The organism is Burkholderia sp. Ac-20392 (assembly GCF_017104585.1).
Classification (GTDB): domain Bacteria; phylum Pseudomonadota; class Gammaproteobacteria; order Burkholderiales; family Burkholderiaceae; genus Burkholderia; species Burkholderia lata.
In genome coordinates this window covers 18,703-39,111 of record NZ_JAAGPB010000035.1, presented here as the reverse complement: position 1 = coordinate 39,111, position 20,409 = coordinate 18,703, and the positions used below count along the sequence as shown (strand labels likewise).

The following is a 20,409-nucleotide window of genomic DNA, read 5'->3' as shown; positions in this document are numbered from 1 at the left end:
TGCGTCTGCAGGTGTGGAGTGTAGTGTGATTGCGGATGTTGTTTTTGTGATAAGTCGACGGACGCCGACATCTCCCCCGGGTTATACACCCTTTCCCTCCCCGACGCTCTTCCGATCCGCGAGCGCGCACAGCGGCGCGATGCGGCGTGCGACGTGCGGCAGGTCGGACGGTGGCGGCAGCAGCGACGCGCGTACGCCGCCGCATCCGTAGTGCCCGCACACGATCACGTGGTCGACCTGCAGCACGCGCACCGCGTACTCGAGCACGCTGGCGGAATTGTCGTCGTCGGGATGGAACAGGTTCGCGATGTTGCGATGGACGAACAGCTCGCCGGGCGCGCAGTGCGTGATGGTTTCGGCCGGCACGCGGCTGTCGGCGCAGCCGATCCACAGCACGCGCGGGTTCTGGCCGCGCGCGAGCGCGTCGAAGAAGCCGGGCGTGTATTCACGCGTTTCGCGGGCCCAGGCGATGTTGGCAACCAGCATGCTCTTGGGGCGATTCATAAGGACTCCTTTTTGATAAAGGCAAACGAATATCGGCAGAAATGACGCAATGGCATTCTTTCTAAATTGAAAGGTTTGGTTTCGACTGATATTAGGGGTATGCCCTAGCGCTTCGGGTGGGTTGAAACAATTTGTTTCAAATTGATTTGGCGTAGTGCATGGCGTGCACCAGTTCGCCGCATGACATGCACTGCGCGTGCCTGTTTCGGCGCAAAGGCCCGCATGACGGGGATGTCAGCGTGGTGCCATCGGCATGTCATCGATCGGAAAAGATTTCCGTCGAATTGGCCGGATTAATAGGAGGGCGGAAAAAATGAAATGGCCATTCGCGCAATGATTCGTGAATGGCCATGGTGAAAATTGCGCGTAAATGCGTAATCGGTCAGAACAGGTTGCGCCGGTCCGGATCGTGCAGCGGGTCGGGCGTTTTCTGCGTGATGCGCAGGATGCCCTGCGGATCGAAGTAGAAGCTGTACATCATGTACCAGACGTTGTCCTCGAGATACCGATAGGTCCACACCTCGCGCTTCATCAGCGGGAAGTAGGACGTCTCGACGGGGCGTCCGAAGTTGACGAGCACGTCGGTCTTCGTCCACTTGCCGATCTCTGCGCGATAGAACTCGTTCGGCTGCAGGACCTGGCGCACGTTGACGATCTTGTGGGCCGCATCGACGTCGGCCGCGATGGTGATTTCGCCCATCGGCTGGGTCGGCCACATCAGGCGCTTGCCGCCGCCGGGCAGGTCGTAGATCTCGCGCGGCGGGCCCATGCGTGCGACGATCGCCGACTCGTCCTGGCCGGCCTGGTATTGCTGCCACGGTTGCGCGCAACCGGCCAGCAGCGCGGCGGCGCTGGCGAGCAGCATCGGCAGGCGCGCGGAAATGCGAATGCGCATGGGGATTCTCCAGAATACGGAAACAAGTCCCGTTTTATCACGGACGGCGCGCGGCCGCGCATCGCGAGGAAAAAATCGGTGCGGATCGCCGGAAGCGCCGCGCTTGCGGGCGGCGGGGGCGCCGGCCTATGATCCGCGCTTCTCGGGCAGATTGAAGGGCAGGTGGCCGATGCAGGGGTGGAAGCGGTGTGCGCTCGCGTTGAGCGCGGGGTGGATGCTGGTGTCGTCCGCGTTTGCGGGCGGCGAGCCGGTGCGGATCGCGCTGATCGAAGGGATGTCGGGCCCGTTCGCGAATGCGGGCGCGGCGGTCGAACGCAACCTGCGCTTCGGCGTCGAGCAGGTCAATGCGGCGGGCGGCGTGAAGCTGCGCGACGGCGCGCATCCGCTCGAACTCGTGGTGCTCGACAGCAAGGGTAGCCCGGAGGAGGCGCTCGTACAATTGCGCGCGGCCGCGGATCGCCATATCGGGTTCGTCACGCAAGGCAACAGCTCGGCCGTCGCAGCTGCGCTCGTCGCGGCGCTCGACAAGCTGAACGCGCGCGATCCGGACAACCGGATGCTGTTCCTCAACTACTCGGCCGACGATCCGGCGCTGACCGGCGCGCGCTGCAGTTTCTGGCATTTCCGCTTCGATGCGCACGCGGGCATGCGGATGGCCGCGCTCGCGGATGTGATGGCGCGCGACCGCGCGCTCCGCAAGGTCTACCTGCTGAACCAGGACTACAGTTTCGGCCACGACGTCAGTACGCTCGCCCGGCAGGCGCTGGCTGCGCGGCGCCCGGACGTGACGATCGCCGGCGACGAATTCCACCCGATCGGGCGGATCAAGGATTTCTCGCCGTACATCGCGAAGATCCGCGCGAGCGGTGCCGACGCCGTCGTGACCGGCAACTGGGGCAACGACCTCACGCTGCTCGTGAAGGCGGCGCGCGAGCAGGGGCTGAATGCGAAGTTCTATACCTTCTACGGCAACAGCCTCGGCGCGCCGGCCGCGCTTGGCGATGCCGGTGTCGGGCGGGTCGTGGCCGTGGCGGACTGGCACCCGAACGCAGGCGGCGCGAAATCCGATGCGTTCTACCGCGCGTTCCGGAACCGTTTTCCGGCCACCCAGGACGACTATCCGGTGCGACGGATGAGCCTGATGATCGAGATGCTGGCCGCCGCGATGAACCGCGCGGGGTCGGCCGACCCCGTCGCGGTCGCGCGCGCACTCGAGGGCCTGTCGTTCGATGACGGCTTCCACGCATCGCGGATGCGCGCGCAGGATCACCAGTTGATCCAGCCCCTTTACGTGATGGAGATGGACAAGGTCGGCACGCCGGGTGTGCGCTTCGACAACGAGGGTTCGGGCTATGGCTTCCGGACGGTGCTCGCGGTGCCGGCGCAGCGCACGGAGACGCCGTTGGCCTGCTCGATGACGCGCCCGTGACAGGGGGCGGTAAGAACGGCGCGGAGTTGTGCTACAATGCGCGCCGGTTGTAAGTCACGGCACGGCCATTCTTCCGTGTCCGCCTGTTCAGTTAGAAAGGAAATCACATGTCTGTTGCAGATATCAAGAAGTCGGAAGTTGTTGCTCAGTTCGCCCGCGGTACCAACGACACGGGGAGCCCCGAAGTCCAGGTCGCACTGCTGACCGCACGTATCGTCGAACTGACGGGTCACTTCAAGACCCACGCGAAGGATCACCACAGCCGCCGCGGCCTGCTGCGCATGGTGAGCCGCCGCCGCAAGCTGCTCGACTACCTCAAGGGCAAGGATGCCGACCGTTACCGCGCACTGATCGAGAAGCTGGGTCTGCGTAAGTAATCGAGGCGATTGCCGCCAGCAAGATGCCTGTGTCAGTCCGCTGATACAGGCATTTTGTTTTTGCGCGGTGCGTAGCGTCACACGCACCGCAGGCTGTCCGGCACGGTTGTGCGGGGCTGCCGCAACGACTGATACCGGGGCAGGATTTGTGTCATTCCAGCGCGTCGCTGTACGAGCGCCGCGCTGGAATGGCATAAAAAACACACCTTGCTCCGGGTGATTCGGTCGGGACGCCGCCGCGCGGGATGGCCGGCGCGGCGAATGAAATGCATGAATTCAAAGGAGCAACCATGTCCATGTTCAACAAGGTCGTGAAGGAATTCCAGTGGGGCCAGCACAAGGTGCGCCTCGAAACCGGTGAAGTCGCTCGCCAGGCAAGCGGCGCCGTGATCGTCGACGTCGAAGACACCGTCGTGCTGGCAACCGTCGTCGGCGCGAAGTCGGCGAAGCCGGGTCAGGATTTCTTCCCGCTGACCGTCGACTACCTCGAGAAGACCTACTCGGCCGGCAAGATCCCGGGCGGCTTCTTCCGTCGCGAAGGTCGTCCGTCGGAACACGAGACGCTGACGTCGCGCCTGATCGACCGTCCGCTGCGCCCGCTGTTCCCGGAAGGCTTTTACAACGAAGTCCAGGTCGTGATCCACGTGCTGTCCGTGAACCCGGAAATCCCGGCGGACATCCCCGCGCTGATCGGCGCATCGGCTGCGCTCGCCGTGTCGGGCCTGCCGTTCAACGGCCCGGTCGGTGCCGCACGCGTGGCCTACATCGACAACGCGTACGTGCTGAACCCGACGCGTGACCAGATCAAGGCGTCGAGCCTCGACCTCGTCGTCGCAGGTACGGAACGTGCCGTGCTGATGGTCGAATCGGAAGCCGATCAACTGTCGGAAGACGTGATGCTGGGCGCCGTGGTGTTCGGCCACGAGCAAATGCAGGTCGCGATCGACGCGATCCACGAACTGGTGCGCGAAGGCGGCAAGCCCGAGTGGGACTGGCAGCCGGCACCGAAGAACGAAGCGCTGATCGCGCGCGTGACCGAGCTGGCACAGAACGACCTGCTCGCTGCTTACCAGCTCCGCGATAAGCAAGCACGCTCGACGAAGCTGAAGGAAGTCTACGCAGCAACCTCGGCGAAGCTCGAGGAAGATGCGCAGGCAGCCGGTACGGTCGCAGCCGACAAGGCAACGGTCGGCAACGTGCTGTTCGACATCGAAGCCAAGATCGTCCGTTCGCAGATCCTGAACGGCGAGCCGCGCATCGACGGCCGCGACACGCGCACCGTGCGCCCGATCGAAATCCGCACCGGCGTGCTGCCGCGTACCCACGGCTCGGCGCTGTTCACGCGCGGCGAGACGCAGGCGCTGGTCGTCGCGACGCTCGGCACGAAGGGTGACGAGCAGATCATCGACGCGCTCGAAGGCGAGTACCGCGAGCGCTTCATGCTCCACTACAACATGCCCCCGTTCGCGACCGGCGAAACGGGCCGCGTCGGCTCGCCGAAGCGCCGCGAAATCGGCCACGGCCGCCTCGCGAAGCGCGCGCTGGTCAAGTGCCTGCCGAGCGCCGACGAATTCGGCTACTCGATCCGCGTCGTGTCGGAAATCACCGAATCGAACGGTTCGTCGTCGATGGCATCGGTGTGCGGCGGCTGCCTCGCGCTGATGGACGCCGGCGTGCCGATGAAGGCACACGTCGCGGGTATCGCGATGGGCCTGATCCTCGAAGGCAACAAGTTCGCGGTGCTGACCGACATCCTCGGCGACGAAGATCACCTCGGCGACATGGACTTCAAGGTGGCCGGCACGGAACAAGGCGTGACGGCACTGCAGATGGACATCAAGATCCAGGGCATCACGAAGGAAATCATGCAGGTCGCGCTCGCGCAGGCGAAGGAAGGCCGCATGCACATCCTCGGCAAGATGACGTCGGCAGTCTCGGGTGCGAACACGCAACTGTCGGAATTCGCGCCGCGCATGATCACGATCAAGATCAACCCGGAAAAGATCCGCGACGTGATCGGCAAGGGTGGTTCGGTGATCCGCGCGCTGACGGAAGAAACCGGCACGACCATCGACATCTCCGACGACGGCGTCGTGACGATCGCAAGCACGAACAGCGACGGCATGGCCGAAGCGAAGAAGCGTATCGAGAACATCACGGCCGAAATCGAAGTCGGCCAGGTGTACGAAGGCACGGTTCTGAAGCTGCTCGATTTCGGCGCGATCGTGAACCTGCTGCCGGGCAAGGATGGCCTGCTGCACATCTCGGAAATCGTCAACGAGCGTGTGAAGGACATCAACGACTACCTGAAGGAAGGCCAGCAAGTGAAGGTCAAGGTCATCCAGACGGACGAAAAGGGTCGCGTGCGTCTGTCGGCGAAGGCGCTGCTGAATGAAGCAGCGGCGGCGTCGCAGTCGGACACGCCGCCGCAGCAGTAAGCGGGCAGGCGGACCAACGGCCGGCAGTGCGAAAGCGTGCCGGCCGTTTTTTCTGTAGCATCGTTGTGCGGCGCAGCAGCGCCGGCCGGGCGTCCATGCCGCGCGCGGGCGCGCCATCCGATTCCGATCCTGATCCTGGAGCGACCATCACCATGAAAGCCATCGAAATCACCGAATTCGGTGCCCCCGACGTGCTGAGGCTTGCGGAGCGTCCGCGCCCCGAACCGAAGCGTGGCGAAGTGCTGATCAAGGTGGCGGCTTCCGGCGTGAACCGGCCCGACGTGTTCCAGCGCAAGGGTGCGTATGCGCCGCCGCCGGGTGCGTCGGATCTGCCGGGCCTCGAGGTTGCGGGCGAGATCATTGGGGGCGACCTGTCGGACGCTGCGCTGAACCCGTTCGGCCTGAAGCTCGGCGATCGCGTGTGCGCGCTGCTCGCAGGCGGTGGCTATGCGGAGTACGCGGTCGCACCGCTGCCGCAATGCCTGCCGGTGCCCGACGGGCTCACCGATATCGAGGCCGCGTCGCTGCCCGAAACGTTTTTTACGGTGTGGAGCAACGTGTTCGACCGTGCGCAACTCGGCGCGGGCGAGGGCGGCGAGCAGGAAACGCTGCTCGTGCAGGGCGGCTCGAGCGGCATCGGCGTGACGGCGATCCAGATCGCGCATGCGCTCGGCTTTCGCGTGTTCGCGACGGCCGGCACGGCCGATAAATGCCGCGCTTGCGAGGCGCTCGGCGCCGAACGCGCGATCAACTACAAGACGGAAGATTTCGTCGAGGTCGTGAAGTCGCTGACGCACGATCGCGGCGTCGACGTGATCCTCGACATGGTGGCGGGCTCGTACGTGCCGCGCGAACTGTCCGCGCTCGCGGATGGCGGCCGTCTCGTGCTGATCGCGTTGCTCGGCGGTGCGAAGGCCGACGTCAACCTGGGCGAGATCCTGCGTCGTCGGCTGACGATCACGGGTTCGACGCTGCGCCCGCGTCCGGTCGAGTTCAAGGCGCAGATCGCCGCGCAGCTGAAGTCGCGCGTGTGGCCGCTGCTTGCCGACGGCCGCATCAAGCCGGTGATCTATCGCGTATTGCCGGCCGCGGACGCCGCGCAGGCGCATGCGCTGATGGAAAGCAGCGAGCACACCGGCAAGATCGTGCTCGATTGGGGTACGAACGCCTGACGGCCCGTGCGACCGGGCTTGACATGCGCGGTTTGACCGGTTCAAGCCGCGCGCAGTAAAATCGCCGGTTTGCTTCGCCAGATCAAACCTGACGGCCGGTTTCCGGCACGTTAATGACCAAGCGGTGACGAGACAGACACGATGTCGAAACAGAGAACTAAGCGTGTGATCGGCAACTGGAAGATGCACGGCCGGCTGGCCGGCAACCAGGCGTTGCTGAACGAAGTGGTGCAGGGCGCGGGCGCGGTGGCGGCCGAAACGTCGGTCGGCGTGTGCGTGCCGTTCCCGTATCTCGCGCAGGTTCAGGCGCAGCTCGACGGCAGCCGTGTCGCCTGGGGCTCGCAGGACGTGTCGGCGCACGAGCAGGGCGCGTTCACCGGTGAAGTGGCGGCCGCGATGGTCGCCGAGTTCGGCGCACGCTATGCGATCGTCGGTCACTCGGAGCGCCGCGCGTATCACGGCGAACGCAACGAGACGGTCGCTGCGAAGACGCAGCGCGCGCTCGCGGCGGGGCTCACGCCTGTCGTGTGCGTTGGCGAGACGCTCGACGAGCGCGAGTCGGGTGCGACCGAGCAGGTGGTCGGTGCGCAGCTCGACGCAGTGCTGGCCGTGCTGACGGCTGACGAGGCGGCGCAAATCGTCGTCGCATACGAGCCGGTCTGGGCGATCGGTACGGGCAAGAGCGCGACGTCGGCGCAGGCACAGGACGTGCACGCGTTCCTGCGTGCGCGTCTCGCGGCAAAGGGTGCGGCGGACGTGTCCGTGTTGTACGGCGGCAGCGTGAAGCCGGACAACGCGGAAGAGCTGTTTGCGCAGCCGGACATCGACGGTGGCCTGATCGGCGGCGCGTCGCTGAAGGCGGAAGATTTCCTGGCGATCTGCCGGGCCGCGCGTTGAGCGGTCTGCGATCGAATTGAACCATGACGGTGGCCGGTCGGTCCGGTCGCCTGATCCATTCGGGTGGGTGTGATGCTGTTATTCAAGACGCTGATTATTGTGGTGCAGGTGCTGTCTGCACTCGGTGTGATTGGTCTCGTGCTGCTGCAGCACGGCAAGGGTGCCGACATGGGCGCTGCGTTCGGCAGCGGCGCGTCGGGCAGCCTGTTCGGTGCAACGGGCTCGGCGAACTTCCTGTCGCGTACGACGGGCATTCTCGCGACGATCTTCTTCGTCGCGACGCTCGCGCTGACGTACCTCGGTTCGTACAAGTCGACGCCGTCGGCGGGCGTGCTGGGTGGGGTTGCGACCGCACCGGCATCGGCGCCTGCAGCATCGGTGCCGGCTGTCGCCGCATCCGCTGCCGCGGGTTCGGCTGCAAGCGCGCCGGGCCAGGACGTCCCGAAATAAAAAGTTAAATTTTTTGCGTTTGTGCGTTGAACAATTCTGGAAGTCGGGTTAGAATTTAATTCTTGAAGCGATTCGCGGGAAACAAGTAGTTACAACCCCGGTTGCATGCAGTGCCGACGTGGTGAAATTGGTAGACACGCTATCTTGAGGGGGTAGTGGCGAAAGCTGTGCGAGTTCGAGTCTCGCCGTCGGCACCAAAGTTACTCAATGCCAGCCGCTTCTAGTGGCTGGCATTTTTCATTTCTGGAGTGTGCTTGCGGTTGTCTTGCGATCGCATGCACTCCGAAATGATCCCTTCCGCCGGATAGTGGTATTCTCCGGACGCTCAGAACCAACCGATAGAGGATTGCCTTGAACCTCGCAGCCTATTACCCCGTCTTGTTGTTCCTCCTCGTGGGCACTGGTTTAGGTATAGCGCTGGTCAGCATCGGCAAGCTCCTTGGTCCCAACAAGCCGGACGTCGAGAAGAACGCACCGTACGAGTGCGGCTTCGAAGCCTTTGAAGACGCCCGGATGAAATTCGACGTCCGGTACTACCTCGTCGCCATCCTGTTCATCATCTTCGATCTCGAAACCGCATTCCTGTTTCCGTGGGGCGTCGCGCTCCGGGATATCGGCTGGCCGGGTTTCATCGCAATGATGATTTTTCTGCTCGAATTCCTGCTGGGCTTTGCCTATATCTGGAAGAAAGGCGGCCTCGACTGGGAGTGATGGGTTAATCGCCGGTTTGCATGGGCGGCCACGCTCGGTCGCTCGTCTGGAGTGGAAAGCAAATGAGTATCGAAGGGGTCTTGAAGGAAGGGTTTGTCACCACGACGGCTGACAAGCTGATCAACTGGACGCGTACCGGCTCGCTGTGGCCGATGACGTTCGGGCTCGCGTGTTGCGCCGTCGAAATGATGCATGCGGGCGCAGCCCGTTATGACCTGGACCGGTTCGGCGTCGTGTTCCGTCCGAGCCCGCGTCAGTCGGACGTGATGATCGTCGCTGGCACGCTCTGCAACAAGATGGCGCCCGCGCTGCGCCGCGTGTACGACCAGATGGCCGAGCCGCGCTGGGTGATCTCGATGGGATCGTGCGCGAACGGCGGTGGCTACTACCACTACTCGTACTCGGTGGTCCGCGGCTGCGACCGGATCGTGCCGGTCGACGTCTACGTGCCGGGCTGTCCGCCCACGGCCGAGGCGCTGGTCTACGGCGTGATCCAGCTTCAGGCGAAGATCCGCCGCACCAATACCATCGCCCGTCAATAAAGCCCCGAGCGTCCCCTCAATATGGCAAGCAAAATCGAGACCCTCAAGGCAAACCTCGAAGCCGCGCTCGGCGCGCGCGTGGTGAGCCTCACCGAAGCGATCGGTGAACTGACGCTCGTCGTGAAGGCGAGCGATTACCTCGAAGTCGCAAAGATGCTGCGCGACGATCCGAAGCTCCGTTTCGAGCAGTTGCTCGACCTGTGCGGCGTCGACTACCAGACCTTCGGCGATGGCGCCTACGACGGCCCGCGTTTCGCGGCCGTGTCGCACCTGCTGTCGGTCACGAACAACTGGCGCCTGCGCCTGCGCGCATTCGCGCCGGACGACGACCTGCCGATCGTGGCATCGCTGGTCGACATCTGGACCTCCGCGAACTGGTACGAGCGCGAAGCGTTCGACCTGTACGGCATCGTGTTCGAAGGCCACCCCGACCTGCGCCGCATCCTCACCGACTACGGCTTCATCGGCCACCCGTTCCGCAAGGACTTCCCGGTGTCGGGCTATGTCGAAATGCGTTACGACCCGGAAGAGAAGCGGGTCGTGTACCAGCCGGTGACGATCGAGCCGCGCGAAATCACGCCGCGCGTGATCCGCGAGGATCGCTATGGCGGTCTGAAACATTAAGGGGGCGTCATGGCAGAAATCAAGAACTACACGCTCAACTTCGGCCCGCAGCACCCGGCAGCGCACGGCGTGCTGCGCCTCGTGCTCGAGCTCGACGGCGAAGTCATCCAGCGTGCCGATCCGCACATCGGCCTGCTGCACCGCGCGACGGAAAAGCTCGCGGAATCCAAAACGTTCATCCAGTCCGTGCCGTACATGGACCGTCTCGACTACGTGTCGATGATGGTCAACGAGCACGGCTACGTGCTCGCGATCGAAAAGCTGCTCGGCATCGAAGTGCCTGAACGCGCGCAGTACATCCGCGTGCTGTTCGACGAGATCACGCGCGTGCTGAACCACCTGATGTGGATCGGCGCACACGCACTCGACGTCGGCGCGATGGCCGTGTTCCTGTACGCATTCCGCGAACGCGAAGACCTGATGGACGTGTACGAAGCGGTGTCCGGCGCCCGGATGCACGCGGCGTACTACCGTCCGGGCGGCGTCTACCGCGACCTGCCTGACGCAATGCCGCAATACAAGGCGTCGAAGATTCGCAACGAGAAGGCGCTCGCGAAGATGAACGAAGCGCGCAGCGGCTCGGTGCTCGACTTCATCGACGACTTCTTCACGCGCTTCCCGAAGTGCGTCGACGAATACGAAACGCTGCTCACCGACAACCGGATCTGGAAGCAGCGTCTGGTCGGGATCGGCGTGGTCAGCCCGGAACGTGCGCTGCAGATGGGCCTGACGGGCCCGATGCTGCGCGGTTCGGGCATTGCCTGGGATCTGCGCAAGAAGCAGCCGTACGAAGTGTACGATCGCATGGATTTCGACGTGCCGGTCGGCGTGAACGGCGATTGCTACGACCGCTATCTGGTGCGTGTCGAAGAAATGCGCCAGTCGATCCGCATCGCGAAACAGTGTATTGAGTGGCTCCGCAAGAATCAGGGCCCGGTGATGACGGACAATCACAAGGTTGCCCCGCCGTCGCGCGTCGGCATGAAGACCAACATGGAAGACTTGATTCACCACTTCAAGCTCTTCACCGAAGGTTTCCATGTGCCGGAAGGCGAAGCGTACGCGGCGGTCGAGCATCCGAAGGGTGAGTTCGGCATCTACCTCGTGTCGGATGGTGCGAACAAGCCGTATCGCCTCAAGATTCGCGCACCGGGTTTCGCGCACCTGGCGTCGCTCGACGAAATGGCGCGCGGTCACATGATCGCCGACGCCGTCACGATCATCGGTACGCAGGACATCGTGTTCGGCGAAATCGATCGCTAATGGTTAGCGCCGCCCGCACGAGCGGGCGGCGAGCAGCAAGTCACACGCGATGCGCGCTGAACCGGCGCGGCTTCGCAAGCTGTCAACAGTGAGCGCCAGGTCTGCCGTCCATGCACCCCAGTGTGCGGCAGGTTGTTCGTTCGGTAGGAATTGAAAGAGTCGTGTCTGAAAATGATCTCAGCTGAAGGCCTGAAGGAAATCGATCGAGCGTTGACGAAGTATCCCGCCGATCAGAAACAGTCCGCCGTGATGTCGGCGTTGGCCGTTGCTCAGGAAGAGCACGGCTGGCTGTCGCCCGAACTGATGCAGTTCGTCGCGGACTATCTCGGCATGCCGGCCGTTGCCGTGCAGGAAGTCGCGACGTTCTACACGATGTACGAGCTCAACCCGGTCGGCAAGCACAAGATCACGCTCTGCACGAACCTGCCGTGCCAGCTCGGCCCGGACGGTGGCGCGGAAGCGACTGCCGACTACCTGAAACAGAAGCTCGGCATCGGCTTCGGCGAGACCACGCCCGACGGCAAGTTCACGCTGAAGGAAGGCGAATGCATGGGCTCGTGCGGCGATGCGCCGGTGCTGCTGGTGAACAATCACAGAATGTGCAGCTTCATGAGCCGCGAGAAGATCGACCAGCTGCTTGAGGAGCTCTCGAAATGACGTCCCTCCATGACCGTCACATCAAACCGCTGATCCTCGCTGGTCTGAACGGCGAGAACTGGCATCTCGAAGATTACGTTGCGCGCGGCGGCTACAAGCAGCTGCGCCGCATTCTCGAAGAAAAGATTCCGCCCGAGCAGGTGATCGCCGACGTCAAGGCGTCGGGCCTGCGTGGCCGTGGCGGTGCGGGCTTCCCGACCGGCCTGAAGTGGAGCTTCATGCCGCGTCAGTTCCCGGGGCAGAAGTACCTCGTCTGCAACTCGGACGAAGGCGAGCCGGGCACGTTCAAGGATCGCGACATCCTGCGCTGGAACCCGCACGCGCTGATCGAAGGCATGGCCATCGGCGCATACGCGATGGGCATCACCGTCGGCTACAACTACATCCACGGCGAAATCTTCGAAGTGTATCGACGCTTCGAAGCCGCGCTCGATGAAGCGCGCGCTGCCGGGTTCCTCGGCGACAACATCATGGGCTCGGAATTCTCGTTCCAGCTGCACGCGCACCACGGTTACGGCGCGTACATCTGCGGCGAAGAAACGGCGCTGCTCGAGTCGCTCGAAGGCAAGAAGGGCCAGCCGCGCTTCAAGCCGCCGTTCCCGGCGAGCTTCGGCGTGTACGGCAAGCCCACCACGATCAACAACACCGAGACGTTCGCCGCGGTGCCGTTCCTGCTGTCCATCGGGCCGCAGAATTACCTCGAGATCGGCAAGCCGAACAACGGCGGCACGAAGATTTTCTCGGTGTCGGGCGACGTCGAGCGTCCGGGCAACTATGAAGTGCCGCTCGGCACGCCGTTCGCGACGCTGATGGAGCTCGCCGGCGGGATGCGCGGCGGCAAGAAGATCAAGGCCGTGATTCCGGGCGGTTCGTCGGCGCCGGTGATCCCGGGCGACATCATGATGCAGACGGATCTCGACTACGATTCGATCGCGAAGGCGGGCTCGATGCTCGGTTCCGGCGCGGTGATCGTGATGGACGAGACGCGCTGCATGGTGCGCTCGCTGCTGCGCCTGTCGTACTTCTACTACGAGGAATCGTGCGGCCAGTGCACGCCGTGCCGTGAAGGCACCGGCTGGCTGTATCGCGTCGTGAATCGTATCGAGCATGGCGAAGGCCGCCAGGAAGATCTGGACCTGCTGAACTCGGTTGCCGAGAACATCATGGGCCGTACGATCTGTGCACTCGGCGATGCGGCGGCGATGCCGGTACGCGGGATGCTCAAGCACTACTGGGACGAATTCGCGTACCACGTCGAGCACAAGCACTGCATGGTCGGCGGCCACGCGCACGCGGCGGCAGCCTGAAGCGTACCCGGTTGCGGAATTTGAGCGCACGGTCGGGCGAAGGCGCGAACGGGCGGAAATAGGTTAAGGACCATTCACCATCATGGTTGAACTTGAAATAGACGGCAAGAAGGTCGAGGTGCCCGAAGGCAGCATGGTGATCCAGGCTGCGCACAAGGCGGACAAGTACATTCCTCACTTCTGCTATCACAAGAAACTGTCGGTTGCGGCCAACTGCCGGATGTGTCTCGTCGAAGTCGAGAAGATGCCGAAGGCCGTGCCTGCCTGCGCGACCCCCGTGTCGGCCGGCATGATCGTCCATACGCAATCCGACAAGGCCGTGAAGGCGCAGCAGTCGGTGATGGAATTCCTCCTCATCAACCACCCGCTCGACTGCCCGATCTGCGATCAGGGCGGCGAATGCCAGCTGCAGGATCTGGCGGTCGGTTACGGCAAGTCGTCGTCGCGTTACGCGGAAGAGAAGCGCGTGGTGTTCCACAAGAATGTGGGCCCGCTGATCTCGATGGAAGAAATGTCGCGTTGCATCCACTGCACGCGCTGCGTCCGCTTCGGCCAGGAAATCGCCGGCGTGATGGAGTTCGGCATGCTGGGCCGCGGCGAGCACTCGGAAATCACGACGTTCGTCGGCAAGACGGTCGATTCCGAAATGTCGGGCAACATGATCGACCTGTGCCCGGTCGGCGCGCTGACCAGCAAGCCGTTCCGCTACAGCGCCCGTACGTGGGAACTGTCGCGCCGCAAGTCGGTGAGCCCGCACGATTCCGTCGGCGCGAACCTCGTCGTTCAAGTGAAGAACAACCGCGTGATGCGCGTGCTGCCGTTCGAGAACGAAGCCATCAACGAATGCTGGATCTCGGACAAGGATCGCTTCTCGTATGAAGGCCTCAACAGCGAAGAGCGCCTGACGAAGCCGATGCTGAAGCAGGGCGGCCAGTGGATCGAAACCGACTGGCAGACCGCACTCGAATACGTCGCGAAGGGCCTGAAGGGCATCGCCGCGGATCACGGCGCGAACGCGCTGGCGATGCTCGCGAGCGCGCACAGCACGGCCGAAGAGCTGTTCCTCGTGAAGCAGCTCGCCAACGAACTGAAGACGCCGAACGTCGACTTCCGTCTGCGTCAGCAGGATTTCTCGGCGCCGGTCCAGGGCGCACCGTGGCTCGGCATGCCGATCGCCGACCTGTCGAACGTGGACGCCGCGTTCGTCGTCGGTTCGTTCCTGCGCCGCGACCACCCGCTGTTCGCCGCCCGCCTGCGTCAGGCCGCGAAGAGCGGCGCGAAGCTGCACTTCCTGCACGCGACCGGTGACGACGCACTGATCCCGACCGCGCAGCGCATCGTTGCTGCACCGTCGGCGTGGCTCGACCAGCTGGCCGGTATCGCCGCGGCCGTCGCGCAACTGCGCGGCGTCGCACTGCCCGACACGCTCGCGGGCGTCACGGCATCGCCGGCCGCGCAGGCTGTCGCCCAGTCGCTCGCGAACGGCGAACGCCGCGCGGTGCTGCTCGGCAACGTCGCGGTCCGCCATCCGGAATTCGCCAAGCTGCACGCCGTCGCCAAGTGGATCGCCGACAACACCGGCGCCACGTTCGGCTTCCTGACGGAAGCGGCGAACACGGTCGGCGCGCACGTCGTCGGCGCACTGCCGGGCGAAGGCGGCCTGAATGCACGCGAAGCGTTCGCGCAGCCGCGCAAGGGCTACGTGCTGCTGAACGTCGAACCGGAATTCGACACCGCCGATCCGGCACAGGCGCTTGCCGCGCTGAACCAGGCGGAAATGGTCGTCGTGATGTCGCCGTTCAAGCACGGCCTCGACTACGCCGACGTGCTGCTGCCGGTTGCGCCGTTCACGGAAACGGCCGGCACGTACGTGAATGCGGAAGGCACCGTGCAGAGCTTCAACGGCGTCGTGCGCCCGCTCGGCGACACGCGTCCGGGCTGGAAGGTCCTGCGCGTGCTCGGCAGCCTGCTCGGCCTGCCGAACTTCGAATACGAGACCGCGGAAGAAGTGCGTCTCGCCGCGCTCGGCGATGCCGGCGTCGCGGGCCGCCTGTCGAACCAGACGTCGGTCGCGCCGGTGCGCGTCGCGGCGAACGCCGCGAACGGCGGTTTCGAGCGCCTGGCCGATGTGCCGATCTATCACGCCGACGCACTCGTGCGCCGCGCAGGTGCACTGCACCTGACGACCGCCGCGAAGGCGGCGAATGCCGCAGCCCTGCCGGCCGCGCTGTTCGACAAGCTGGGCTTGAAGGAAGGCGACGCGGTGCGCGTGCGCCAGGGCGAGCGTGCGGTGCAGTTGCCGGCCGTGCGCGACGCGAATCTTGCGGAGACCGTCGTTCGCGTGTCGGCGGCGACGCCTGCCGGCGCAGCGCTCGGTAGCCTGTCCGGTGAACTGGTGGTGGAGAAGGCGTAAATGAGCTTGTTCGATACGATCAACGCGGGCGGGTCCCAGCTTCTCGGCTTCGCATGGCCGACGGTGTGGGCAATCGTGCGCATCCTCGTCGTCTCCGTCGTCATCCTGCTGTGCGTCGCGTACCTGATTCTGTGGGAACGCAAGCTGATCGGCTGGATGCACGTGCGTCTCGGCCCGAACCGCGTCGGCCCCGGCGGCTTGCTGCAGCCGATCGCCGACGTGCTGAAGCTGCTGCTGAAGGAAGTCATTCAGCCGAGCGCCGCCAGCCGCTGGCTGTATCTGATCGCGCCGGTCATGACCGTCGTGCCGGCGTTCGCCGTGTGGGCCGTGATCCCGTTCCAGGCCGAAGCGGTCCTCGCGAACGTGAACGCGGGCCTGCTGTACGCGATGGCGATCTCGTCGATCGGCGTGTACGCGGTGATTCTCGCCGGCTGGGCATCGAACTCGAAGTACGCGTTCCTCGGCGCGATGCGCGCCGCGGCACAGATGGTGTCGTACGAAATCTCGATGGGCTTCGCACTGGTGCTGGTGCTGATGACGGCCGGCAGCCTGAACCTGTCGGAAATCGTCGGTTCGCAGCAGCACGGCTTCTTCGCCGGCCACGGCGTGAACTTCCTGTCGTGGAACTGGCTGCCGCTCCTGCCGGCGTTCGTCGTGTACTTCATCTCGGGCATCGCCGAAACGAACCGCCACCCGTTCGACGTGGTGGAAGGGGAGTCGGAAATCGTTGCCGGTCACATGATCGATTACTCGGGTATGGCGTTCGCGCTGTTCTTCCTCGCCGAGTACATCAACATGATCGTGATCTCGGCGCTGACCGCGACGCTGTTCCTCGGTGGCTGGGATGCACCGTTCGAATTCCTGTCGTTCATTCCGGGCATCTTCTGGCTGGTGCTGAAGATATTCGCGCTGCTGTCGGTGTTCATCTGGGTTCGCGCGACGTTCCCGCGTTTCCGTTACGACCAGATCATGCGCTTGGGCTGGAAGGTGTTCCTGCCCGTCACGGTGGTCTGGGTGGTCGTGGTCGGCTTCTGGATGATGTCGCCGCTCAACATCTGGGTGAAGTAATCGGACGAAATCATGAGCGCAATCCAACACTTCTTTAAGACCTTCTTCCTGACCGAGCTCCTGCAGGGGCTCGCGCTGACCGGCCGTTACACGTTCAAGCGCAAGGTCACCGTGCAGTTCCCGGAAGAAAAGACGCCGATTTCGCCGCGTTTCCGCGGGCTGCATGCGCTGCGCCGCTACGAAAACGGCGAAGAGCGCTGCATCGCGTGCAAGCTGTGCGAGGCCGTGTGCCCCGCGATGGCGATCACGATCGAATCGGAAACGCGCGCGGACAACACGCGCCGCACGACGCGCTACGACATCGACCTGACGAAGTGCATCTTCTGCGGTTTCTGCGAAGAGAGCTGCCCGGTCGATTCGATCGTCGAGACGCAGATTCTCGAGTACCACGGCGAAAAGCGCGGCGACCTGTATTTCACGAAGGAAATGCTGCTCGCGGTGGGCGATCGCTACGAGAAGGACATCGCAGCGGCGAAGGCTGCCGACGCGCCGTATCGTTGATTGTGTTTGCAGTGCCGGCCCGAAGCCAGGGCCGAGCCGCCGCGACGGGTGCGGCACGCGAGAGCGTCCCGCAAGCCGCGCCTGACTATGGCCTAACGATGAACCGGTAATCATGGAATTCACGACCGTACTGTTCTACATCTTCGCGCTGCTCCTGGTGGTATCAGGGCTGAAGGTGATCACTTCGCGCAACCCGGTGGCGTCTGCGCTTTTCCTTGTGCTGGCGTTCTTCAACGCCGCCGCGATCTGGATGCTGCTGGAAGCGGAGTTCCTCGCGATCCTGCTGGTGCTGGTCTACGTGGGCGCCGTGATGGTGCTGTTCCTGTTCGTCGTGATGATGCTGGACATCAACATCGACTACCTGCGCCGCGACTTCAAGCGCTTCGTCCCGATGGCGACCGTGGTCGGCGCGATCATCGTGATCGAAACCGCGCTGATCCTGTGGCGCGGCTACGGCGACACGCAGACCGTGCACGCGATGGCGACGGGCGAGATGGCCAACTGGTCGAACACGCGCCTGATCGGCAAGGTGATCTACACCGACTACATCTTCGCGTTTGAAATTGCCGGCCTCGTGCTGCTGGTCGCGATCATTGCCGCGATCGGGCTGACCGAGCGCAAGGGCAAGGACAGCAAGCGCCAGCGCGTGTCGGATCAGGTCAAGGTGCGCCGCAACGATCGCGTGCGCCTCGTGAAGATGGAAGCGGAAAAGCCGCAGCCGGAAGCGGCGCAGAGCGAAGCCGGTTCGGGCACCAACGGCTAAGCGGAGGAAAAGAAAACCATGCTGACTCTTGCTCACTACCTCGTGCTCGGCGCGATCCTCTTTGCGATCGCGATCGTCGGGATCTTTCTGAACCGCCGCAACGTCATCATCATCCTGATGTCGATCGAATTGATGCTGCTGGCGGTGAATACCAACTTCGTCGCGTTTTCGCACTACCTCGGCGATGTGCACGGCCAGATCTTCGTGTTCTTCGTGCTGACCGTCGCCGCAGCGGAAGCCGCGATCGGCCTCGCGATTCTGGTGACCCTGTTCCGTAAGCTCGACACGATCAATGTCGAGGATCTCGATCAGCTCAAAGGTTAATTTCAGGCAACGCTGTTATGTCAACGACACTCAATGAAAACCTGCTGCTGGCGATTCCGCTCGCTCCGCTGGCCGGCTCGCTGATTGCGGGGCTGTTCGGGAACGCAGTCGGGCGCAAGGGCGCACACCGGATCACGATCCTCGGCGTAATGATCGCGTTCCTCCTGTCGGCGAAAGTCTTCTTCGACGTGATGGGCGGCGCAAGCTTCAACGCGACCGTCTACGAATGGATGAACGTCGGCTCGCTGAAGCTCGAAGTCGGCTTCCTCGTCGATTCGCTGACCGCGATGATGATGGTCGTCGTGACCTTCGTCTCGCTGATGGTGCACGTGTACACGATCGGCTACATGGCGGAAGAAGACGGCTACCAGCGCTTCTTCTCGTACATCTCGCTGTTCACGTTCTCGATGCTGATGCTCGTGATGAGCAACAACTTCCTGCAGCTGTTCTTCGGCTGGGAAGCGGTGGGTCTGGTGTCGTACCTGCTGATCGGCTTCTACTTCACGCGTGAGAGCGCGATCTACGCGAACATGAAGGCGTTCCTCGTGAACCGAGTGGGCGACTTCGGCTTCCTGCTCGGCATCGGCCTGCTGCTCGCGTTCGCCGGCTCGATGAACTACGGCGAAGTGTTCGCAAAGCGCGCGGAACTCGCGAGCCTGCACTTCCCGGGCACCGACTGGGGCCTGCTGACCGTCGCCTGTATCTGCCTGTTCATCGGCGCGATGGGTAAGTCGGCACAGTTCCCGCTGCACGTGTGGCTGCCCGACTCGATGGAAGGCCCGACCCCGATCTCCGCGCTGATTCACGCGGCGACGATGGTGACCGCCGGCATCTTCATGGTGTCGCGCATGTCGCCGCTGTTCGAGCTGTCGGATACCGCGCTGTCGTTCATCACGGTGATCGGCGCGATCACGGCGCTCTTCATGGGCTTCCTCGGTATCGTCCAGAACGACATCAAGCGCGTGGTCGCGTACTCGACGCTGTCGCAGCTCGGCTACATGACCGTCGCGCTCGGCGTGTCCGCGTACCCGGTCGCCGTGTTCCACCTGATGACGCACGCGTTCTTCAAGGCGCTGCTGTTCCTTGGCGCAGGCTCGGTCATCATGGGCATGCACCACGACCAGGACATGCGCAACATGGGTGGTCTGCGCAAGTACATGCCGATCACGTGGATCACGTCGCTCGTCGGTTCGCTGGCGCTGATCGGCACGCCGTTCTTCTCGGGCTTCTACTCGAAGGACTCGATCATCGACGCGGTGAAGCTGTCGCACCTGCCGGGTTCGGGCTTCGCGTACTTCGCGGTCGTCGCGAGCGTGTTCGTTACGGCGCTGTACTCGTTCCGCATGTACTTCCTGGTGTTCCACGGCGAAGAGCGCTTCCGCAAGCCGAAGCATCCGGAATCGCCGATGGGCATGGCGGCTGCGCATGGCCACGACGACCACGGCCATGGCCACGGTCATGACGATCACGCGCACGAGCCGCACGAGACCCCGTGGGTCGTGTGGGTGCCGCTGGTCCTGCTGGCGATCCCGTCGGTCATCATCGGCGCGTTCGCGATCAGCCCGATGCTGTTCGGCGACTTCTTCCAGCACGGCGTTGCATTCGACAAGGTGATCTTCATCGGCGAAAACCATCCGGCCCTGGCCGAGATGGCCGAAGAGTTCCACGGCTGGGTGGGCATGGGCCTGCACTCGGTGTCCGGCCTGCCGGTCTGGCTCGCGCTCGCCGGTGTCGTTGTCGCGTGGTTCCTGTACCTGAAGCGTCCGGAACTGCCGGCGTCGATCCGCCGCGCGTTCGGCCCGATCTACACGCTGCTGGACAACAAGTACTACATGGACAAGATCAACGAAGTGGTGTTCGCCCGTGGTTCGGTGGCGATCGGCCGCGGCCTGTGGAAGGAAGGTGACGTCGTGGTGATCGACGGCCTCGTCAACGGCAGCGCCCGGTTCATCGGCTGGTTCGCCGGCGTGATCCGCTTCCTCCAATCCGGTTACATCTATCACTACGCGTTCGCCATGATCATCGGCATGCTGGGGCTCCTGACCCTGTTTGTAACGCTCGGCGGCAAATAAGG

Annotated in this window: 19 protein-coding genes, 1 tRNA gene and 1 pseudogene; 19 read left to right on the top strand and 2 right to left on the bottom strand. The window is 63.7% G+C overall.

Annotated features, from left to right (window positions below):
* Positions 1–117: 117 nt before the first annotated feature.
* Together G3N99_RS07710 and G3N99_RS07705 are read right to left on the bottom strand one after the other, a co-directional pair.
* Positions 118–504: pseudogene (locus tag G3N99_RS07710) on the bottom strand (carbonic anhydrase); the annotation flags it as partial.
* Between the two features lie 382 nt (positions 505–886).
* Complete coding sequence (locus G3N99_RS07705; protein ID WP_174942611.1) at positions 887–1,399, bottom strand: hypothetical protein; 513 nt, start codon at positions 1,397–1,399, stop codon at positions 887–889.
* A gap of 169 nt (positions 1,400–1,568) precedes the next feature.
* On the opposite strand from G3N99_RS07705, the gene G3N99_RS07700 reads away from it, so the two are divergent.
* The 19 genes from G3N99_RS07700 to nuoL all read left to right on the top strand — a co-directional run bounded on the left by G3N99_RS07700 (position 1,569) and on the right by nuoL (position 20,407).
* Positions 1,569–2,828, top strand: a complete 1,260-nt coding sequence (locus G3N99_RS07700) for a branched-chain amino acid ABC transporter substrate-binding protein (RefSeq protein ID WP_206122051.1) — start codon at positions 1,569–1,571, stop codon at positions 2,826–2,828.
* Positions 2,829–2,935: 107 nt separating this feature from the next.
* Positions 2,936–3,205, top strand: coding sequence for a 30S ribosomal protein S15 (rpsO, locus tag G3N99_RS07695; RefSeq protein ID WP_006398792.1), 270 nt, complete (start codon positions 2,936–2,938; stop codon positions 3,203–3,205).
* Positions 3,206–3,495: 290 nt separating this feature from the next.
* Positions 3,496–5,643 carry a polyribonucleotide nucleotidyltransferase gene (gene pnp, locus G3N99_RS07690; RefSeq protein WP_174942871.1) on the top strand — a complete coding sequence of 716 codons (2,148 nt, stop codon included), beginning with the start codon at positions 3,496–3,498 and terminating at the stop codon, positions 5,641–5,643.
* A 152-nt stretch (positions 5,644–5,795) separates the two neighbouring features.
* On the top strand, positions 5,796–6,815 hold the full coding sequence (locus G3N99_RS07685; RefSeq protein WP_206122050.1) for an NAD(P)H-quinone oxidoreductase: 1,020 nt from the start codon (positions 5,796–5,798) through the stop codon (positions 6,813–6,815).
* 141 nt (positions 6,816–6,956) lie between these two features.
* Positions 6,957–7,712, top strand: coding sequence for a triose-phosphate isomerase (gene tpiA / locus G3N99_RS07680; protein WP_174942600.1), 756 nt, complete (start codon positions 6,957–6,959; stop codon positions 7,710–7,712).
* Between the two features lie 72 nt (positions 7,713–7,784).
* On the top strand, positions 7,785–8,162 hold the full coding sequence (secG, locus tag G3N99_RS07675) for a preprotein translocase subunit SecG (RefSeq protein ID WP_174942874.1): 378 nt from the start codon (positions 7,785–7,787) through the stop codon (positions 8,160–8,162).
* 112 nt (positions 8,163–8,274) lie between these two features.
* Positions 8,275–8,359 (top strand) — tRNA-Leu (locus G3N99_RS07670).
* Between the two features lie 154 nt (positions 8,360–8,513).
* Positions 8,514–8,873, top strand: a complete 360-nt coding sequence (locus G3N99_RS07665) for an NADH-quinone oxidoreductase subunit A (RefSeq protein ID WP_006398798.1) — start codon at positions 8,514–8,516, stop codon at positions 8,871–8,873.
* A gap of 62 nt (positions 8,874–8,935) precedes the next feature.
* Positions 8,936–9,415 carry an NADH-quinone oxidoreductase subunit B gene (locus G3N99_RS07660; protein WP_006398799.1) on the top strand — a complete coding sequence of 160 codons (480 nt, stop codon included), beginning with the start codon at positions 8,936–8,938 and terminating at the stop codon, positions 9,413–9,415.
* Between the two features lie 21 nt (positions 9,416–9,436).
* Complete coding sequence (locus tag G3N99_RS07655; protein ID WP_011352699.1) at positions 9,437–10,039, top strand: NADH-quinone oxidoreductase subunit C; 603 nt, start codon at positions 9,437–9,439, stop codon at positions 10,037–10,039.
* Between the two features lie 9 nt (positions 10,040–10,048).
* The gene (locus G3N99_RS07650; RefSeq protein WP_043188847.1) at positions 10,049–11,302 is read left to right on the top strand and encodes an NADH-quinone oxidoreductase subunit D; all 1,254 of its coding nucleotides are present in this window, start codon (positions 10,049–10,051) and stop codon (positions 11,300–11,302) included.
* A 171-nt stretch (positions 11,303–11,473) separates the two neighbouring features.
* Positions 11,474–11,959 (top strand): NADH-quinone oxidoreductase subunit NuoE, encoded by a 486-nt coding sequence (gene nuoE / locus G3N99_RS07645; RefSeq protein WP_006750460.1) that lies wholly within the window; start codon positions 11,474–11,476, stop codon positions 11,957–11,959.
* Positions 11,956–13,266, top strand: coding sequence for an NADH-quinone oxidoreductase subunit NuoF (gene nuoF, locus G3N99_RS07640; RefSeq protein WP_006478267.1), 1,311 nt, complete (start codon positions 11,956–11,958; stop codon positions 13,264–13,266). Before nuoE ends, nuoF begins: the two co-directional genes overlap by 4 nt.
* Positions 13,267–13,348: 82 nt before the next feature.
* Positions 13,349–15,679, top strand: coding sequence for an NADH-quinone oxidoreductase subunit NuoG (gene nuoG / locus G3N99_RS07635; RefSeq protein ID WP_206122049.1), 2,331 nt, complete (start codon positions 13,349–13,351; stop codon positions 15,677–15,679).
* Entirely contained in the window at positions 15,680–16,747 is a 1,068-nt protein-coding gene (nuoH, locus tag G3N99_RS07630; protein WP_011352696.1) for an NADH-quinone oxidoreductase subunit NuoH, read from the top strand. It begins immediately after the preceding gene.
* A gap of 12 nt (positions 16,748–16,759) precedes the next feature.
* Positions 16,760–17,248 carry an NADH-quinone oxidoreductase subunit NuoI gene (nuoI, locus tag G3N99_RS07625; RefSeq protein ID WP_011352695.1) on the top strand — a complete coding sequence of 163 codons (489 nt, stop codon included), beginning with the start codon at positions 16,760–16,762 and terminating at the stop codon, positions 17,246–17,248.
* 112 nt (positions 17,249–17,360) lie between these two features.
* Positions 17,361–18,011, top strand: a complete 651-nt coding sequence (locus tag G3N99_RS07620; protein ID WP_011352694.1) for an NADH-quinone oxidoreductase subunit J — start codon at positions 17,361–17,363, stop codon at positions 18,009–18,011.
* Positions 18,012–18,029: 18 nt separating this feature from the next.
* Entirely contained in the window at positions 18,030–18,335 is a 306-nt protein-coding gene (gene nuoK, locus G3N99_RS07615) for an NADH-quinone oxidoreductase subunit NuoK (RefSeq protein WP_006478272.1), read from the top strand.
* 17 nt (positions 18,336–18,352) lie between these two features.
* Positions 18,353–20,407 (top strand): NADH-quinone oxidoreductase subunit L, encoded by a 2,055-nt coding sequence (gene nuoL, locus G3N99_RS07610; RefSeq protein ID WP_011352693.1) that lies wholly within the window; start codon positions 18,353–18,355, stop codon positions 20,405–20,407.
* The last annotated feature ends 2 nt before the right edge of the window (positions 20,408–20,409 follow it).

Excerpts from the sequence above, each read along its gene's own strand:
- nuoF (WP_006478267.1), top strand. The coding sequence starts at position 11,956 with ATGACGTCCCTCCATGACCGTCACATCAAACCGCTGATCCTCGCTGGT.
- nuoG (WP_206122049.1), top strand. The coding sequence starts at position 13,349 with ATGGTTGAACTTGAAATAGACGGCAAGAAGGTCGAGGTGCCCGAAGGC.
- G3N99_RS07655 (WP_011352699.1), top strand. The coding sequence starts at position 9,437 with ATGGCAAGCAAAATCGAGACCCTCAAGGCAAACCTCGAAGCCGCGCTC.
- G3N99_RS07685 (WP_206122050.1), top strand. The coding sequence starts at position 5,796 with ATGAAAGCCATCGAAATCACCGAATTCGGTGCCCCCGACGTGCTGAGG.
- G3N99_RS07660 (WP_006398799.1), top strand. The coding sequence starts at position 8,936 with ATGAGTATCGAAGGGGTCTTGAAGGAAGGGTTTGTCACCACGACGGCT.
- rpsO (WP_006398792.1), top strand. The coding sequence starts at position 2,936 with ATGTCTGTTGCAGATATCAAGAAGTCGGAAGTTGTTGCTCAGTTCGCC.
- G3N99_RS07620 (WP_011352694.1), top strand. The coding sequence starts at position 17,361 with ATGGAATTCACGACCGTACTGTTCTACATCTTCGCGCTGCTCCTGGTG.
- G3N99_RS07705 (WP_174942611.1), bottom strand. The coding sequence starts at position 1,399 with ATGCGCATTCGCATTTCCGCGCGCCTGCCGATGCTGCTCGCCAGCGCC.
- nuoL (WP_011352693.1), top strand. The coding sequence starts at position 18,353 with ATGTCAACGACACTCAATGAAAACCTGCTGCTGGCGATTCCGCTCGCT.
- secG (WP_174942874.1), top strand. The coding sequence starts at position 7,785 with ATGCTGTTATTCAAGACGCTGATTATTGTGGTGCAGGTGCTGTCTGCA.
- G3N99_RS07650 (WP_043188847.1), top strand. The coding sequence starts at position 10,049 with ATGGCAGAAATCAAGAACTACACGCTCAACTTCGGCCCGCAGCACCCG.
- pnp (WP_174942871.1), top strand. The coding sequence starts at position 3,496 with ATGTCCATGTTCAACAAGGTCGTGAAGGAATTCCAGTGGGGCCAGCAC.
- nuoK (WP_006478272.1), top strand. The coding sequence starts at position 18,030 with ATGCTGACTCTTGCTCACTACCTCGTGCTCGGCGCGATCCTCTTTGCG.
- tpiA (WP_174942600.1), top strand. The coding sequence starts at position 6,957 with ATGTCGAAACAGAGAACTAAGCGTGTGATCGGCAACTGGAAGATGCAC.
- nuoE (WP_006750460.1), top strand. The coding sequence starts at position 11,474 with ATGATCTCAGCTGAAGGCCTGAAGGAAATCGATCGAGCGTTGACGAAG.
- nuoI (WP_011352695.1), top strand. The coding sequence starts at position 16,760 with ATGAGCGCAATCCAACACTTCTTTAAGACCTTCTTCCTGACCGAGCTC.
- nuoH (WP_011352696.1), top strand. The coding sequence starts at position 15,680 with ATGAGCTTGTTCGATACGATCAACGCGGGCGGGTCCCAGCTTCTCGGC.
- G3N99_RS07700 (WP_206122051.1), top strand. The coding sequence starts at position 1,569 with ATGCAGGGGTGGAAGCGGTGTGCGCTCGCGTTGAGCGCGGGGTGGATG.